This window comes from Methanothrix soehngenii GP6 (assembly GCF_000204415.1).
GTDB classification, from domain to species: domain Archaea; phylum Halobacteriota; class Methanosarcinia; order Methanotrichales; family Methanotrichaceae; genus Methanothrix; species Methanothrix soehngenii.
Genome location: NC_015416.1, coordinates 1,546,695 through 1,564,491, shown reverse-complemented (window position 1 = coordinate 1,564,491; position 17,797 = coordinate 1,546,695). Strand labels below are relative to the sequence as shown.

Below are 17,797 nucleotides of genomic sequence, written 5' to 3'. Positions count from 1 at the left end.
ATAACATCAGGCACAGGCATGGCAGCAAGCACATGGAGCGCAAACCAGAATGGGAATATACTGGAGATCGCTTATGGCAGCGGTACAAACTTTAATCAATATGCGACATTGCACCTGGACAGCAGCTACTTCCGGATGAACTGGGCCCCTGACTCCGGTTGTGGAACTGCAGTAATTCTGTCGCCCTCTTTTTGGACGTCCGATGGATATAAGCAAGGTGCAGGCATTTCCTATAACCAAATACAAGATGGGGAAGACCTCTTGATCCATTTCGAAGGCGAGAACTATGGTCTGGGATTCGAGGGTACGGTCCGAATTCATCCTCCCACCAGGGATCAGATCATTGCAGATGTCAACGTATCGACCAGTGGGGATGTTGCGAATCTAGTGCATCGTGAAGGTGAAACCTTCAAGCCCATGATGCTCGCCTCTATGCACATCTCAGAGAATGGATGGGATGACCAGCGGGCTTATGCTGGATCGAAGTCCTTCTCCATTCCACGTAATGGATGGATTAATGATTCACCAATACAGGCGAGCAGCTTTGGACTTCTGAGAGGCTCCAGCGCCTGGAAGGCAAATGCGTCCACTGTGGACATAATACTGAAAGGTCCAATGAAGATAGCTGGATGGAACGAGCTAGACCAGAATCCCAATAATGATACCATAGGGTTCTGGGCTGCTTCTGATACAGTTATGTCCTCCTGGAGCTATACCATTGTATCCAGGCTTCATGGCTGCTATACTGGCGCGTATCTGGGCTGCGGATCTGAGGACTCCAGCTGCCAGAGCATGGAAAGCTTCAACCTGGCGACTGGCAAGGACCATGCCATGTTCTTGAAGTACGTGGATATTGCAGATTCCCGAAACACTGGCATTTGGGACTGGGCCCAGGACGTCAAAGCGAATGGAGCAATCCCCGTCTTCATGTACGATCCCTACGGCGGTTTGGGCTCTATAGATACAGCAAAGATGGAGTATTTTGCCACCAAGTGCAAAGAGCTGGATACAGAGGTGTTCATTATCTTCGGCCATGAGATGAACGGGAATTGGTATGCATGGGGCCAAAAACCTGCCGAGTACATAGCCAAGTTCAAAACGGTGGCAGAGATATTTCATAGAATCGCTCCCAGGGCAGAGATGTGCTGGATTCCAAACCAGAACTGGGGCTATCCCTGGGGGGGTACGGATCATGGAGATGGCTATACTGAATACTATCCATCCGGATCCGGAACCTATGGGGAATATGTGGACTGGGTGGGCCTCGTCTTTTACGACAAGGATTATGACGAGACCGGTCATGTCTCACCTGGATTCTTCCTGTCCAATATCAGAAATGGCCAGGATGGCGTGGACTTCTATCAGGCATTTTCAATAGGCAAAAATAAGCCCATGCTCATAGGCGAGACAGGTGCCTTTGATCCCAACATGGATCCCACCGCACCGGGGGCAAGAGATGCCCTGAGCGATGCTGAGCAGGACAGCTATAAAAATGAGTGGATCTCATATGTATATGACGCTGCCGAGCTGGAGGCCGAGCTCCCCAGGTTAAAGGGCATTATGTACTTCAATGTGCTGAAGACTGAGCCCAAGGTAGAGACCCAGATCCACCAGGGAGGATCTGCGTTTTTAAATGTGCTGGCCGACTACAGGATACCCGATGACCCCAATGTCTACAGACAAAAGATATCTGATCCCTACTTCCTGAGCACTTCGCCGGTCCTATACTACCCGGACTTCACCGACACCACCAGATCGGATAGCTGGCGATCCTTTTTAGTTCTGCAGAATCCCAGTGGATCTGATGCCAAGGTCCACCTGGAGATAAGGTCGAGGGGTGGTACGATATTGTACTCCGGAAAGCAGACCATTCCCCCTTCCGGCTCCATTGCGATCAGTCCCAGAAACCTTGTGGGTGCTGATTGCAGCGGCTCGGTGAGAGCTGCATCAGACCAGCTCATCCAGGGGACGTGTCAGATCAACAGGAACAACAATGAGATGTCCATGGAGTACAACGCCCTGGATAGCGGCGCTACAACCCTATATTACCCGGACTTCACCGACACGACCAATGCAGAAGGCTGGCGCTCATGGCTGGTCGTTCAGAATCCAACGTCCCTGGCGGCAAACATGCAACTGGAGATAAGGTCAAGGGAGGGAAGTGTTCTCTTCTCAGGGTCTCAGGCCATCCCGGCTCACGGTGTTGCTGCCATCAGGCCCAGGAACATAGTGGGATCGGACTGTGCCGGCTCGGCCACGATAACCTCAGACCAGCCGATCGCTGGCACCTGCCAGATAACCAGGAACAGCAATAAAATGTGCATGAGCTACACCGCCTCGGATAGAGGATCAAATGAGCTTTACTATCCAGACTTCACAGATACTGCCAATCCAAGCAGCTGGCGATCCTGGCTGGTCATTCAAAACCCATCTGCTTCTCCTGCCAATCTGAATCTGGAGATCTGGTCACGGGAGGGCAATTTACTCTATTCTGGCAACCAGATCATTCCTGCTCATGGTGTTGGGGCAATAAGACCGAGGAGTGTAACAGGCGCGGACTGCGCGGGATCCGTGGTGGTGACATCTGACCAGCCCATAATTGGCACCTGCCAGATTACCAGGAACAGCAATGAGATGTGCATGAGCTACAATGCCATGGACCAGGTCTCAACAACGCTGTCTTATCCGGACTTCACCGACACCGCCAACCCAGACGGCTGGCGGTCCTGGCTGGTCTTGCAGAATCCTACTGCCGCTGATGCCAATATAGAACTGGAAATAAGATCTAGGGAAGGCGATCTCTTGTACAGGGGAGATCAGATAATCCCTGCCCACGGGGTCAATGCTATCCGGCCGAGGGGCCTTGTGGGATCTGATTGCTCGGGCTCGGTTACGATAACGTCGGATCAGCCCATTGTAGGAACCTGCCAGATCACCAGGAACAACAACCTGATGTGCATGAGCTATACGGCAGCGAGCTTGGCATGAATTGGGGCATATGGGGGGTCAGTTCCGGGCAGAACTTGATCCCCATATTTTTGATAAATGTGTGTTTGATACATCGGGTGCGCGGAGGGTCATGAATTCCCCCTACCTTTAAGATGAGGTGGCCGCGCGCAGTTTGATTTTAATTATGCTCTTTCGATTGAAGATGTCCTATAAAATTGATAAGAAAACCCCCAATTGATAAGAGCGCTATGGAGTCAATGGTTCTTAATAGTTAAAGGTGAATTCTAAGAACAGCGTTGTGGAGTGAACCCCTCCGAGTGGACAAAAAGTTAAGCAATGCCGACTCATGGAGGGAAGTGCATGAAGAAGACCAGGCGGCGTTACGACCGGGACTTCAAGATATCAGTATTAGCCGAACTTGAGGCAGGCAAGCCACTTGCTCAGATCGCCCGCGAATATGGCATCCATCCGAGTCTTCCTTGCCGATGGAAGGCAGAGCTGGCTGAAAATCCCGAAAAAGCATTCATGGGTAACGGAAACAAGTACAAAGATCAGGCGAAGATTGCAGAATTGGAGAGACTTCTGGGCCAGGCTCATGCTGAAATTGACCTTTTAAAAAAAGCCTTCGCCATGACCCAGAAGAAGGTCCGCGAGGAGAGACGAAAGCCGATGTTGAGGGACGACATATGATCATTCAGGAAGCTCAATCAGATGGCCTTCTGTTGCCAATATCTCACTCCTGCTTGGCGCTGGATGTGAGTCGCAGCGGTTACTACGAGTGGTTGAAGCGGTCCGAAAAGTTCACTGCGGAGAATAGCGAATCTTCGGATCTGGTTAACCAGATTCAAGAGATAGCTTTGGAGTTTCCTTATTACGGGTACAGGAGAATTACAGCAGAACTTCAAAATCGCGGCTATGCGGTCAACCATAAGCGCGTGCTGAGGCTCATGCGCCAGGAGAAGTTGCTTTGCTATAAGAAGAAGTTCAAGCCGGTAACAACCGATTCCACTCATGGTCTGCCGGTCTATCCTAACCTTCTAAAAGGCAGGGAAATCACGGGACTGAACCAGGCATGGGCTTCTGATATCACTTATGTCCAGCTGCAGCACGAGCATATCTTTCTCGCGGTTATCCTGGATCTCTACAGCAGAAAGTGCATCGGGTGGGAGCTGAGCAGGAGCATAAGAAGCGATCTGGCCATGAGTGCTCTGGCAAAGGCATTGAAGAACCGTTCCAAGGAATCCCTTGAGGGTCTTATTCATCATTCTGATCAAGGCGTTCAGTATGCGTCCAAGGATTATGTAGACTGTCTTAAGGCGCATGACATCCAGATCAGCATGTCGAGAAAAGGAAATCCTTATGACAATGCTTTTGCTGAGAGTTTTATAAAAACACTGAAGGTCGAGGAGGTATATCTCAATGAATATGAGACATTTGAAGATGCATTCAGGAACATATGCAACTTTATTGAAAATGTGTACAACCATAAGAGGCTGCATTCAGCTCTCAATTACAGATCTCCGGTTCAGTTCGAAGTGGAGGTTGCCTTAAATACCATTGCTTAACTATTTGTCCATTATCAGGGGTGCAGTCCAATACCATTGCTTAACTATTTGTCCATTATCAGGGGTGCAGTCCATTGTTTGCACATGGATAAGAAAAATCAAGCCCTGATTGCCGCAGCTACAGTCACGGCAGTATTGCTCTATCTGCTCCTGTCTCAGATAGATCCGCACGATATAATCAGCACACTCAAAGGCATCGATGCTTCATATCTGGCAGGCGGCTTTATTCTATACTTGCTATGCAATATATTCAGAGCGCTGAGGTTTCATATCTTATTGGACCAGGAGATTAAGCTCTTCCCTCTCTTTAACTTGGTGTGTATCTACAATATGATGAACAATCTAGCGCCGATGAGAACAGGAGAGCTGTCTTACATCTATATGCTCAAGAAGCTGCATAATAAGAATGCCATCACCGGAGCCTCCACCCTCATCTTATCCCGCATCTTCGACTTCATTGCCATCGGCACCCTCTTCCTGGCCTCGGCATGGATGATAGGCGATCGGCTGGGGGGGATGAAAAGCATCCTAATCCCCATATCCCTCTTTATGATCTTTTGCTTGATTCTGTTATTGATGCTCTTTTATGGAGGAGAATGGCTCTCAATTTCATTCTCCTGCGCCCTGGATAGGATGGGATTGGCCAGAAATGCCACTGCTATATATCTGATATCTAATCTGAAAGAGATGGTTCAATCCATGCAGAAATTAAGAAATGCAAAAATTGCACTTCTTATATTGGCTTCCTCGTTTATCATCTGGGCAGCCAATTTTTTTGTTGTTTTTCTGGTAATAAGGGGGATGCACTTTGACATTCCAATGCCGATAATTGTTATGGGCTCGACCTTCACTGTGCTCTCTACCCTCCTGCCAATATACGGAATCGCAGGACTAGGAACGAGCCAGGGCTTATGGACCCTGGTCTTCTTGCCCCTGGGAATTCCCCTCGACCAGGCGATCATATCGGCTTTTGGCTACTATATCGTACAAATGGCGTATTACCTGGTGCTGGGATTTTATGGATTGGCGATGATAAAGCTGACTGACCAGGAAGGTTGAGCTATCTACCAGCTGATGTCATTGAGTCGTATAGGTGCCGAGCCTGATATTAGCCATTTCTCTGATCAGGTGAATGGCTAGGTTTTCTCACCACTGCTATTAGCGTGAGGCCCAGCGGGGGATGAATCCGGTTCTCAACCAGGCCGAACCAGCGATCTAAAAGAGCATTCAGGGACCTATTCAGGTATGATTGGGAATATCTGTTCTTCTCATAGACCTCCCTACGAAGGATCTTCTCGAATATGGCCACCATTAACAGGCCAAGGCTGTTCCAGTACCTGATTGCGCATATAGAAAAACCCATTGATTTGATCAACTGCAAGAGAACCTCTCTGTCGTATCTCCGGTAGTGGCCTATGCGCTCATCCCTCTTTCCATATAGGGCGCTCAATGCCGGCACGGCGCATATCATGATCCCGCCGGATCTGAGAGCCTGATAGATATTTGCCAGGGCAAGGCGGTCATCTCCAACATGTTCCAGCACATCCAGGCAGACGACAGCATCAAAAGCATCTCTATACAGCAGCTCCTGAATATCCCTCTGGACGGCATTCAGCTCGAATCCTGCCTCCTGAGCTTTGCGATTGGCAAAGTTCACCAGCTCCTTTGAGACATCTGCAGCAGAGACATGATATCCCTCTCGGATGAGATCCAGAGCTAAATGCCCGGTACCACATCCTAGATCAAGGATCTTTATGCTAGACTTCTCTCCTTTCAGGGAGCGGTCGAGATGCTCTTTCACTAAAAGACGCAGATTCTTCCAGCGGAAATCTCTTGCTTCAAATTCGTCGACCATAATGAGATGATCTACCAGAGATCCATCTGCTAAGTGAGGCATGCTTTGGGCACCCGCCATATTTACTGCCTTTCGCCTTCTGGATAATAAATCCTGTTGGATCTCTGGTTGAGACCCTGATCAGGTCAAGTGTAGGCACTCATTGCTATGGCTTGTCTATTTTGCTATCCCCATTTTGACTACTTTTATATACGTGGAGGAGTTCTGAAACTCCAATGAGGGGATGATGTCCTGTGCCTCTTAATGAATACGGAACATTTGAAGATGCCTATGAATACATTTGGCATTTCATTGAGAAGGTTTACAGCAAGAAGAGACTGCATTCGGCACTGGATTACATGTCTCCGGATCAGTTCGAATTGGAGGTTGTTTTAAATACCGTTGCTTAACTTCCTGTCTACTATCAGGGGTTCACTCCAATGGTGGGCTTAACTGGTGACACATGAAGCTGGCAGATAAGTTCGGCCTGCACTGTTGCCGCCGTTGGTTTATGACTCACTTCAGGCGAGCCGGAATGCCTTGCGATTTTATCCTGGAGCGTCGGGCGATAGTGGCGGGGCAGCGATCGGCGTTTATATGAGGATCGATAGAGAAGTTGCTGGGTAGAGGTCACATGGCACATGTAGCCGCGGTTGGTGGTCTAAATGAGCGATTATTTTGTTCCACAAAAAAGCATAAGAGAATACTTGGCAGAAAATAGCCTGCTCGGTGTCCATCACTTAATCCGCTATAAATGGGCTGTAGCCGTCCTAAAAGACATGCAGCCAAAGACTTTAATAGACATCGCCTGTGGCGCAGGCTATGGCAGCAAAATGATTGCCCAGGCGTTGCCCGACTCTCAAATCATAGGTGCTGATTATGATCTCAACGCGATTAACTATGCCAGGAGTGCTTATCAGGCCCCGAATTTGCGCTTCATCCTGGGAGACCTCATGAAATGGGATCTGGGAGACTATGATTGCATCATCTCTTTTGACACACTGGAACACATACCTCATAGAGAAATCACTTTGGAGAACATTGTGAACCATTGCGGTTTCATGCTATTTTCTACTCCGTGCGGCGCTCCCAAGATCAATTTCTCTCCTGATTGGTCTGCGCATAAAATAGAGTACAATGCGGACAGCCTATATAGGTTCTTAAGCAGGTACTTTAAAAGAGTTATCCATCCAGAATTAGATAGTTTTCCACATAAAAGTATCTTTGAGGGTATTCCTTACCTGTTGAAGATGAATCCCCTCCTCTGCTTAGACCCTAGCTGTAGCTGTGGTTATAGTCCTTCGTAGAATATGGAGGCATTAACGTCCTCAGACCAAAGACAAGATAGAGGCTCTTCGCTGTTCCCGATGAAAAACAAAAAATCGTGATTCGGAGGGCCTATTCACTAGGAATCGGTGTATCTCTTTTAGATGAACGACCATCCTCTTCGTACATTTTTTGATTAATCCAAGGCACCCCTTAAATTACATATAATTACTTTCAGGATGGGCGTGTTAGATATCCTTTTCCGACTATCCTTAAATACGTAGAGACGCTTTCTGATCTTGGTAGGAGAATGGGCAACTCTATTGTAGTAACAGGCGGGGCGGGCTTTATCGGCTCATACCTAGTAGAACGATTCATTAATGATGGGCATGATGTCCTGTGCCTGGACAATTTCGATAATTATTATGATCCTGCGATAAAGCGAGACAATGTGACTCGATTTAAGAACAAGGAGAATTTCACCCTCCTGAAAGGAGATATCCTGGATCGTGATATGGTGCATAAGGCGCTCAATGGTGCGGATTGCGTCTTCCATCTGGCGGCTCAAGCTGGAGTTAGGGCATCGGTGAAAGATCCGATCAAAGTGCATGAGATCAACACTATGGGAACATTGAATATCCTCCAGGCAGCTCTTGATTGCGGCGTTAAGAGGCTTGTATATGCTTCATCCTCCTCCATTTATGGAAAGGTTAAGTACCTCCCCTTTGATGAGTCTCATCCCAGGGTGCCGGTCTCCCCATATGGCCTCTCGAAGCTGATGGCCGAGGAATACTGCCGGATATTCAGTGAGATTTACGGCCTGGAGACGGTATCCTTGAGATACTTCACCGTCTATGGGCCGAGGATGAGGCCTGATCTGGCAATAAGCATCTTCGCCAACAGGGCGCTGCAGGACCTGCCCCTGGAGATCTTCGGGCCAGGGGAGAAGACTAGGGATTTTACCTATATCGATGATGTAGTCTGTGCCAATGCTCTGGCAATGAAATGCAATAGGGGCGTCTTCAATATCGGCAGCGGGCACAGAATTAGCGTCAAAGAGCTGGCAGAGCTCATAATCCAGCTTACAGGGAGCCGCTCGAAGATTGTCTTCCGCGAGGATGCCAGGGGTGATGCCCAGCATACCTGGGCCAATACTGATAGGGCTAAGGTGAAATTGGGATGGTCCTCCAAGGTGGGCATCGAGGAAGGCCTCAAGAGATATATAAAATGGCTCACAACGAGGAATTCTCCGGGAGCAAAAGGTTGAAAGGCGTGCCCATGATTTCAATTGTTATTCCATTATATAATGAAGAAGAGAATATCCAGGAGCTTTACAGGAGGCTTATCGATGTCCTGGATTCCATGAGAGAGAGCTATGAAGTGCTTTTCATCGATGATGGATCTACGGATGGATCTTATGCCAGGCTCCTGGAAATTAAAAAAAATAATGAAAGCATCAAAATAGTGAAATTCCGGCGGAACTTCGGGCAGACGGCGGCGATTCATGCTGGCTTTGATTATGCGCAGGGTGAGATTATAGCGACTCTTGATGCTGATCTGCAGAATGATCCTCAGGACATCCCAGATATGGTAAAGAAGCTGAACGATTTAGATCTGGATGTGGTTTGTGGCTGGCGTTATCAGAGGCAGGATAAGTTTCACAAGAAGATCCTGTCGCGATTTGCCAATGGCCTGAGAAGAAATCTGACCGGCGAGTCCATTCACGACTCGGGTTGCACATTGCGCGTATACCGGAAGGAGAGCGTCAGGGATCTGGACCTTTATGGAGAGATGCATCGCTACATTCCCGCTCTTCTCACCTGGCGGGGATTCAAGGTGGATGAGCATAAGGTGGTTCATCATGAGAGGTATCGCGGCCAGACCAAGTACAATTGGAGGCGGCTGACCAGAGGATTTTTTGATCTGGTAGTGGTGGCATTCTGGCAGAGATATTCATTCAGGCCGGTGCATATATTCGGAATTTTGGGGGGGATCCTGGCAGCGGTTGGTGGCATTGTTGTCACTTATCTTGTCGCCGAGAAGATGATCTTTGGGGCACAGCTGGCAGACAGGCCGCTATTCATCTCCTCCATACTGATGGCCATAATGGGGGTGCAGTTCATAACCACAGGAATCCTGGCGGACATAATGGTCAAGATATACTATGGCCAGAATGGGAGGAAAAACTATCTGGTGGAGAGAGTAGTTTAGGCGAAACTGTGTTGTGGCCTTTTGAGAATGATATCGGGCAAATGCTGGGAATGGATTTAGATTGGGAAGAGCTTAATTAGATAAAGTCCCTATTGCTTGCTGGTTTTATATATGTAGCAATAATCAATTCCATTCAGTTCGATAGCCATTTCTGGTTCCTTCGTCTTATAATAGTCCCAAGCAGCCATACTCCAGTTTCTTTGTAACGCAGAAATATAGAATACTATGTAGTCTACGCCGCCAATGAAATCGACACTCTCATTTAATGAGGTAGTCTTACCGATGAAGTATTGATCAAAACCATAATAATCGACCGCAACGGTAAGGTTCTGTGCGTCTGGCTTTTGATTTAGATAATTCGCTGCCAAGTCATTACCTTCTCCCCATCCCATCAAAATCATATTTGGCGCATTGCTCGGCCCCCCAAATATAACTGGATTGGTGTAAGACAAGAAATATGGAGATATTGGTATGATTAGTACCAAATGAACAAGAATTATGCCGCTCATCAGCAAATAGAATACAGATTTCTTATTTATATGTACTCTAAAAAAACAATACATTCCGATAGCCACTATAATATCGACAACCGGAAAAACAGGCAATATATATCTTGGAAAGGCCTTTAAGCTTAAGATCATTTGCGCAGCGAAAAGTATAATGTATAGGCAGAGTACAATCAAATTTTTATTAACATAATCTAAGCCATTTTTAAATAATTTTTTTATGAACATAACCAGAAATATTGGCAGGAACAGAAGAGTGATTGGAGTTTCCATCATTAAGAATGAAACCGGATAGAATAGAGGTCCATGACTGCCGTCATCAATTCTTCCCAAAAAAAAACCGCTGCCATGAGGGTTCTTGACTACGATATCCAATCCACTTTGCTGATCGAATGCCATTTTCATTAGTGTATCGATTGGACTGACCCACATGGCTGGCCAAAACAGAAAGAAAGTCATTGCTGCAAGTATGATAATGAATATTACATAATTAAATGACTTTGCCATAGTGTCATTTGATAAAAAGAAGACAACAAATGGCATAAACGCCAGAAGGAAGATTGCCGGCATCTTCGTCAGAATCGCAAGGCCTAAAAAGATTCCAGTCATTATCAAAAATTCTTTTCTTGGCTTTTTAAGAAATGACATCAGAGACAATAGACACAGAAGCATAAATGTGGTGAGCATAGCATCTAAATGGATCAGCCTTGAATGGGCTAATAAAAATGGGTCTAAAGAGATCAATGTGGCAGATAGGAGCGCGATCTTTGTATTAAATAATACTCGAATAAAATAAAATATCAATATGATTGATAAAGATGTTACCATAACTGTGGGTGCCCTGGCAAATGATAGCTTTTCAGGAAAGCCAGAGCCATCAAAGATTTTAATAGAGATGCCAGAAAGCCACATCGTAACCACTCCAGGATGTGGGACTTTGTAGGTCTGATCCCACTGATGCGATAATATTGCTTCAATGAAACTCGGCGCCCTATCGATCCACAATATCTCATCTGTAGTGAGGCCAGTTCCAAGATCCATTGTCCTAAATGATAGGCAGAGGAGAAATATCGCACACACAGCAAGCCAGACTTTATCCATCTAATCTTCTCCAAGTATCCTTGGCGAGAGCCCTGGATGCACACATTTTTTATTCAATTCCTGGGTTTTAAAGTTATTGTTTGATTTGATGGACTGTGCCTTCCAGGCACATTTGATTTAGCGAATAAAATTTAATTTTGTCTACCGATCATTGTTGCCATTTTACCCTTAGAAGGAATAATTCGAAGAATTGTCTTTAGAGCGAATGCACATGGGAAAGATATATTAGCATCTATGCAGAGTCTTCGATAAGGTTAAGCGAATGAAAATAGGAAATCGCATGATTGTAGAATTCTATAATCTCTCAGAGGGAAAAGATGCAAAGCATGGCTTATTAGTTGTTCCTCAAGCTGGCCAAGAAATAATAATGGTAATTCTGGTTATGATGAATTTTTGGTTAAATCTAGGGGTGATTTGGTTAGCATGTCTGTATGGAAAGCCATTTCTCTATTTCAAAATATAAATACATCGTTTCATAGGCATATCTGGCATTTAAAGCTATAAAAGGCTGATATAGATGCAAGAGATTAATAGATCTGCTCAGAAGATGGACGAATCTGAATCCGCCTATATCCATCTACTATCGCACCTAATCGAAGGCCAGAGAGTTCTGATCCTGGGATGCAAAGAAAATTGTAGTTTGTGTTTAGAAAGCGCAAAAATAGGATTTGATGTCGTTGGAACCTATGCAAATGGTGCAGGTGTACCCTTTTATGATGGATCTACAATCGGATCAAATATATCTAATAAAATTCAATTTCTGATTGCAGGGGGCACAAATTTATCATTTCGCGACAGCTCATTTGATAGCGCCATCATTGCAGAGGCGTTGCATACTGCAATTGACCTAAAGAAAATTCTCGAGGAAGCTGTTAGAGTCATTAAAAATGGCGGTAGAATAATTGTTTTAGCTGAAAATTGGGATCGTATCTCAAGCGGAGAAAATGCTAAATCCATCTCTAAAGAAGTAATTAATGCTGAGCTCATGCAGTATACCAGGAAGGTAACATGGCATGATTTGCCATCTGAAAAATGGCATGTTTGCAGTATCTTTGTCCACAAGCATGATAAAAAAAGAAAGAAAAAAAATAAAATAGATATTATCATGCCCACGTTCAATGGCAGAGGATCGATTCGAAGGGCAATAGAGAGCGTGATATATCAAACATACCAAAATTGGAATCTGATTGTGGTTAACGATGGTGGCGAAGATATCAAGGATATAATCGATGAATTTAGCGATAGCAGAATTAAATATATATGCAGTGATCATAAAGGGAAATCGCACTCTTTAAATGTAGGTATTAATCGCTCTTCGGGAGATTTCATCGGCTATCTGGATGATGATGATATTCTTTATCCTATGCATCTGGAGGTTCTTATAAATGCAGCCATAGATCAGGGGTGCGACTTTATTTATAATGACTGGTACGAGGTATGTATAGATGAATTTGGCAGAGAAATAAATAGATATTTTGAATTTAGAAATGATGTGTCGCCATCAATGCTCATATTAAAAAATTATATAAATCATAAATGTATTCTTCATAGGAGATGCCTTCTTAATAAGGTCGGCTTATACGATGAGGATCTAGATATACTCATAGATTGGGATATGATAAGAAGACTCACCTTTGCCAGCCAGCCTTGTCATATCTGGAGTGTAACGAGCGAGCGTATACAATATTATACGGGAGATGTCATTGAAAATAGGATCTCCTCTTTGCGGACCAAAGATCCTGATAAATTTAAAAAGTCTCTAGAGATAATTATCAAGAAGACTTGTGAATTGCATGCAGATGAAATGGAACTCAATGAGAGCATTTCTGATGCTATGTTGTCATTTTCTTACTACCATCAGTTTAGAATTGACCAGATATTACATGAGCACGAAATATCGCAAAATAAAGAAAAATCTGAGCTGATCAGTCAACTCCAGTCGCTAAATAAAGAAAAATCTGAGCTGATCAGTCAACTCCATTTGGCAAGATATCGTGCTCATGTATTGGATATTGAGATCGCGGAAATTAAGAGGAGCATTTCATGGATAATTACCAATAGATTTAATAACAGTGTCATAGAACGAGCCTTGCCTCATGAAAGCAAGCGCCGGAGATGGTATGATCTTGGGTTAAAGGCGATGAGGATTCTTGCAAATGATGGATTCAGCACTCTACTGCAGGAGTATCGATCAAGAAATGCATACTATTGTTCCATAGCTCATAAAGAGTCTGAAAACCCAGAAAATACCTTTCGTGAGACTGTTATGGATGATTTCTTAATTCAATTGCACTCCTTTCACAGAAACTGGGGGATAGCTCTTGAAGTGAAGAGACATTATGAGAAGAATGTGGATATCGTCATCTGCATACATAATGCATTAGATGATGTAAAATCATGCTTGATGTCAGTAATAAAATATTCTCCACATATTTATACACTGATTTTGGTTGATGATGGAAGCGATGAAACCACTAAATCGTTCTTGCAGGATTTCGCATTGCATCACGATGCTTTCTTGTTAAGAAATGATGTTGCTAGAGGATATACTTTTGCGGCAAATCAAGGTTTGAGAAACTCAACTGGCAAATATGTGATCCTGCTAAATAGCGATACTATCGTTTCTGCCGATTGGCTGGATAGAATGCTAGAATGCGCCGAATCAGATGAACGAATTGGAATCGTCGGCCCATTGTCGAATACCGCTTCATGGCAGTCAGTCCCGAAAATAGAATCGTGCGGCGATTGGGCATCCAATGATTTGCCTGAAAATATATCTATCCATATGATGGCTGATCTTATTGGGAAGTATTCATGTCGTTGCTATCCCAAAATACCATTCCTCAATGGATTTTGTCTTTTAATTAAAAGAGAATTAATAAATCAAATAGGATATTTTGATGAGGATAGTTTCGGGGCAGGCTATGGTGAGGAGAATGATTACTGTATTCAGGCAAGAAAAACGCAATGGCATTTAGCTGTTGCCGATGATGTTTACATTTATCATAAGCAATCCCGCAGCTATTCTGATGATAGAAGAAAGAAATTGTGTGACCGGGCAGGCAAAATATTAATCGACAAACATGGCATCCAGGAAGTCTCTAAGGGTGTCTCCGAATGTAAGGGTAATAGAGCAATGGCCGGTATTAGAGCCCGAGCGGATGTTCTATGGCATCGGCACGGGTTATTGGAGGAAGGGAAAAAGCTCTTCAAGGGCAAAAGTCTGCTGATAATTCTTCCAATAATGGAGCCGACAGGAGGTGCTTATGTCATCATCCAAGAAGCATATGCTTTGATTGAAATGGGTGTGAGGGTAAGCCTGTTTAATTTAACAGAACATGGAGTTAAATTCCAGCAGAGTTTTCCCGATTTGAGGATTCCTGTCATTTATGGGAGCATTAATGAGGTCCCTTTAATTGCCGCGGACTTTGATGCGGTTATAGCTACTATAAACAATTCCGTATATTGGATTGCATCGCTTAATAGCAGCGACATTACCCTGGCATATTACATTCAGGACTTTGAACCAGATTTTTACCCAAAGGGGTCTCGAGAATACAATCTGGCGTGGGAATCTTACATGAAGATACCAAGAATAAAGAATGTGACAAAAACAAGCTGGAATAAAAATAAGGTTATGTCGAATATGGGAATTGACTGTCAGATTATAGGGCCGAGCGTTGATATAGATCTATTCAGACCAAGAGAAAGATTGCACAAATCAAATGATATATTTATTGGAGCAATGATTAGGCCATCGACTCCACGCAGAAATCCTCGCTTTACCTTGGAAATTCTTGAGGAAATCAAAAAACTATATGGAGATAAAATAAATATCATTACCTTTGGATGCTCTAATGATGACTTCTTATCATTGAACCCCTGTAGAGATATTCCAATTAATCATATGGGGGTGCTAAAACGAGAATGGATGCCGCATTTATTCAATGAAATCGATATCTTCGTGGACTTTTCAACATATCAGGCAATGGGATTGACTGCATTAGAAGCAATGGCATGTGGCTCTGCGGTAATAGTTCCGAGAAATGGGGGTTGCCAGGATTTCGTAAAGGATGGAATAAATGGATTTTTGATCGATACGACAGATAGGCGATCATGCACTGATGCTCTTGAGAAATTAATAAATGATGAGAAATTAAGGAAAAAGATGTGCTCTCAATCCATCATCGATGTCTGTCGATTTCCTGCCGAATTAGCGGCGCTGAATATGCTTAAAGCTATTTTTATTTAGTGATATCTAATCAAAAAGAGAGGTCACATTAACGTGCCTATTATTCGAGTGAATGAAAATGGCGTCAACTATTTATTTTGTATATATTCATAGAAAAATGTGAATTGAGCATCAACCGCACGAGCACAGCAATACCAAGAATGGTCGAGATGAATACAGGCAACCTGGCAAGCTTTATGATTATATCAATAACTGGATGTACCCTCTCAAGGCCGATGGTCATGCTCATGGGACAAGGTGTTAGATGGCATTAAAGGACATAGGAGCGGGAAAAATAATAGCCAGGTGCCATGAATACTTGGTCGACCTGCTTTTCGCACCGGGCACAGGGCGAAGGGGCATATACGAGTTGGCCGCAAGGTCCAGTCATATCATCGCCGAAGACGGTATGCAAAGCTTTGTGGAAAGGTCCCAAATATATATGCGCAGAAAATTATCTCAAAAAAAGAATCCGCCCAAAGAGCCGTCTGGAAAAGAACTGGAGGATATGCGCATCCAATGTGCGAGCTTTGAGTACCGGCCCAAGATCAGCATAATAGTTCCAGTATTAAACACCAGAGAAGAATGGCTTAGAAGTTCCATCGAATCTGTTTTACATCAGATATATGATAACTGGGAGCTTTGTATTGCGGATGATGGATCAGATCAACCGCATATAAAAGAGACTCTAAATTGCTATCAGCAAAAGGACGCCCGGATCAAGGTCAAGTATCTGAATGAGAACCAGGGCGTCTCTGGAGCTTCAAACGAGGCCCTCGCTATGGCCAGCGGGGAATTTATCGGATTTCTGGATCATGATGATCAGCTCCTTCCAAATGCCTTATATGAGGTTGTTCTGATGCTGAACCGAAATGCCAGCGCCGATTTTATATATAGCGATGAGATCCTTATTTCCAAGCGGGGAAAGCCAGTATTTGCTTATTTCAGGCCAGATTTCTCTCTAGATTATATGCTATCTCATTGCTATATCGTTCATTTTGTTGTCATAAGGGCGAGCATTTTGAAAAAGATCGGTGGATTCAGAGCCGAGTTTAAAGTATCCCAGGACTACGATTTATTTTTAAGGGTCCTCTCCCAGACCAGAAATGTCCTGCACATACCCAAAATCCTGTACAGATGGCGTCAGTACGAATCGAGCACCGGGCATCTGCTCAAGGAAAGAGTGATGGAGTCCAGCAGAAGAGCTCTCCAGGACTTCGCAGACAGAGAGGGAATCAAGGGAGTGGTCTGGGGCACAAAGAACTTTAATTTTTTCAGGCTGAAGAGAGATATCCTCGATCGCCCCAAGATCAGCATCATAATTCCGACCAAAGATCGCATTGACCTTTTGAAGAGGTGCATTGAAAGCATCCAAAACAGATCGTCTTATGATAATTATGAAATTATAATAGTAGATAACATGAGCCAGGAGGAGGAAACCGCCGCATATCTGGATGGTCTAGGGAAATCATATAGGATTATAAAGTTCAATGAGAAATTTAATTACTCTAAGTTGAATAATTATGCCGCTGAATTTGCCCGTGGAGAGCATCTGCTCTTTTTGAATAACGATATAGAAGTATTAAACTCCGATTGGCTGGAAGCGATGCTTGAACAATCGCAGAGAGACGAGATCGGTTGTGTGGGGGCCAAGCTGCTTTATCCAGATAGAAAAATACAGCATGTGGGAGTGGTTGTCGGCTGGGGTGGACGGGCAGAGCATATATATAAGTGGTTGCATTCAAATGACATTGGCTATATGGGCCATTTTGTATCCATCAGAAATTATAGTGCAGTCACCGCAGCCTGCATGATGCTTCGAAAATCGATTTTTAATGAGGTAGGCGGATTTGACGAAAGGTTTGAGATTGGCTTTGGAGACGTCGATCTTTGCCTCCGGGTGAGGGAGTTGGGATACGAAAACCTATTTACTCCCTATGCAGAACTGCTCCATTACGAATCTGCTACCAGGGGACGATCGTTTTCATTCGATCCTCACCCCAATGACACAAAGCGCTTCATAGAAAGATGGCAAGAATATATAAAAGGGGGTGATCCCTACTACAATCCCAATCTTCCCCTCGACAGCTACGACATCCTGCCATTTGTATCTTGGCGATAACTGATCTTGATA

Annotated in this window: 9 protein-coding genes and 2 pseudogenes; 9 read left to right on the top strand and 2 right to left on the bottom strand. The window is 44.5% G+C overall.

Annotated elements, in window-relative coordinates:
• Window positions 1–18 precede the first annotated feature (18 nt).
• The 3 genes and pseudogenes from MCON_RS07870 to MCON_RS07855 all read left to right on the top strand — a co-directional run bounded on the left by MCON_RS07870 (window position 19) and on the right by MCON_RS07855 (window position 5,573).
• Window positions 19–2,988 carry a glycosyl hydrolase gene (locus MCON_RS07870; protein ID WP_157863727.1) on the top strand — a complete coding sequence of 990 codons (2,970 nt, stop codon included), beginning with the start codon at window positions 19–21 and terminating at the stop codon, window positions 2,986–2,988.
• A 321-nt stretch (window positions 2,989–3,309) separates the two neighbouring features.
• A pseudogene (locus tag MCON_RS07860) lies at window positions 3,310–4,514 on the top strand (IS3 family transposase).
• Between the two features lie 84 nt (window positions 4,515–4,598).
• Window positions 4,599–5,573 carry a lysylphosphatidylglycerol synthase transmembrane domain-containing protein gene (locus MCON_RS07855; RefSeq protein WP_013719465.1) on the top strand — a complete coding sequence of 325 codons (975 nt, stop codon included), beginning with the start codon at window positions 4,599–4,601 and terminating at the stop codon, window positions 5,571–5,573.
• Between the two features lie 49 nt (window positions 5,574–5,622).
• Here MCON_RS07855 and MCON_RS15200 read toward each other — a convergent pair whose 3' ends face one another.
• Window positions 5,623–6,429: a class I SAM-dependent methyltransferase gene (locus MCON_RS15200; RefSeq protein ID WP_052297546.1), complete on the bottom strand. Its 807-nt coding sequence runs from the start codon at window positions 6,427–6,429 to the stop codon at window positions 5,623–5,625.
• A 173-nt stretch (window positions 6,430–6,602) separates the two neighbouring features.
• Here MCON_RS15200 and MCON_RS16660 point away from each other — a divergent pair.
• The 4 genes and pseudogenes from MCON_RS16660 to MCON_RS07835 all read left to right on the top strand — a co-directional run.
• Window positions 6,603–6,758 (top strand): annotated as a pseudogene (locus tag MCON_RS16660) (IS3-like element ISMco1 family transposase); the annotation flags it as partial.
• A gap of 255 nt (window positions 6,759–7,013) precedes the next feature.
• Window positions 7,014–7,655 carry a class I SAM-dependent methyltransferase gene (locus tag MCON_RS07845; RefSeq protein ID WP_013719462.1) on the top strand — a complete coding sequence of 214 codons (642 nt, stop codon included), beginning with the start codon at window positions 7,014–7,016 and terminating at the stop codon, window positions 7,653–7,655.
• 269 nt (window positions 7,656–7,924) lie between these two features.
• Complete coding sequence (locus MCON_RS07840) at window positions 7,925–8,881, top strand: SDR family oxidoreductase (RefSeq protein ID WP_013719461.1); 957 nt, start codon at window positions 7,925–7,927, stop codon at window positions 8,879–8,881.
• 11 nt (window positions 8,882–8,892) lie between these two features.
• Complete coding sequence (locus MCON_RS07835) at window positions 8,893–9,825, top strand: glycosyltransferase family 2 protein (protein WP_013719460.1); 933 nt, start codon at window positions 8,893–8,895, stop codon at window positions 9,823–9,825.
• 89 nt (window positions 9,826–9,914) lie between these two features.
• On the opposite strand, the gene MCON_RS07830 is transcribed toward MCON_RS07835, so the two are convergent.
• A complete protein-coding gene (locus MCON_RS07830; protein WP_013719459.1) occupies window positions 9,915–11,432 on the bottom strand; it encodes an ArnT family glycosyltransferase in 1,518 nt (505 codons plus the stop codon).
• Between the two features lie 517 nt (window positions 11,433–11,949).
• On the opposite strand from MCON_RS07830, the gene MCON_RS15195 reads away from it, so the two are divergent.
• Both MCON_RS15195 and MCON_RS07815 read left to right on the top strand, forming a co-directional pair.
• Complete coding sequence (locus tag MCON_RS15195) at window positions 11,950–15,684, top strand: glycosyltransferase (RefSeq protein WP_052297545.1); 3,735 nt, start codon at window positions 11,950–11,952, stop codon at window positions 15,682–15,684.
• A gap of 244 nt (window positions 15,685–15,928) precedes the next feature.
• On the top strand, window positions 15,929–17,785 hold the full coding sequence (locus MCON_RS07815; protein ID WP_013719457.1) for a glycosyltransferase family 2 protein: 1,857 nt from the start codon (window positions 15,929–15,931) through the stop codon (window positions 17,783–17,785).
• The last annotated feature ends 12 nt before the right edge of the window (window positions 17,786–17,797 follow it).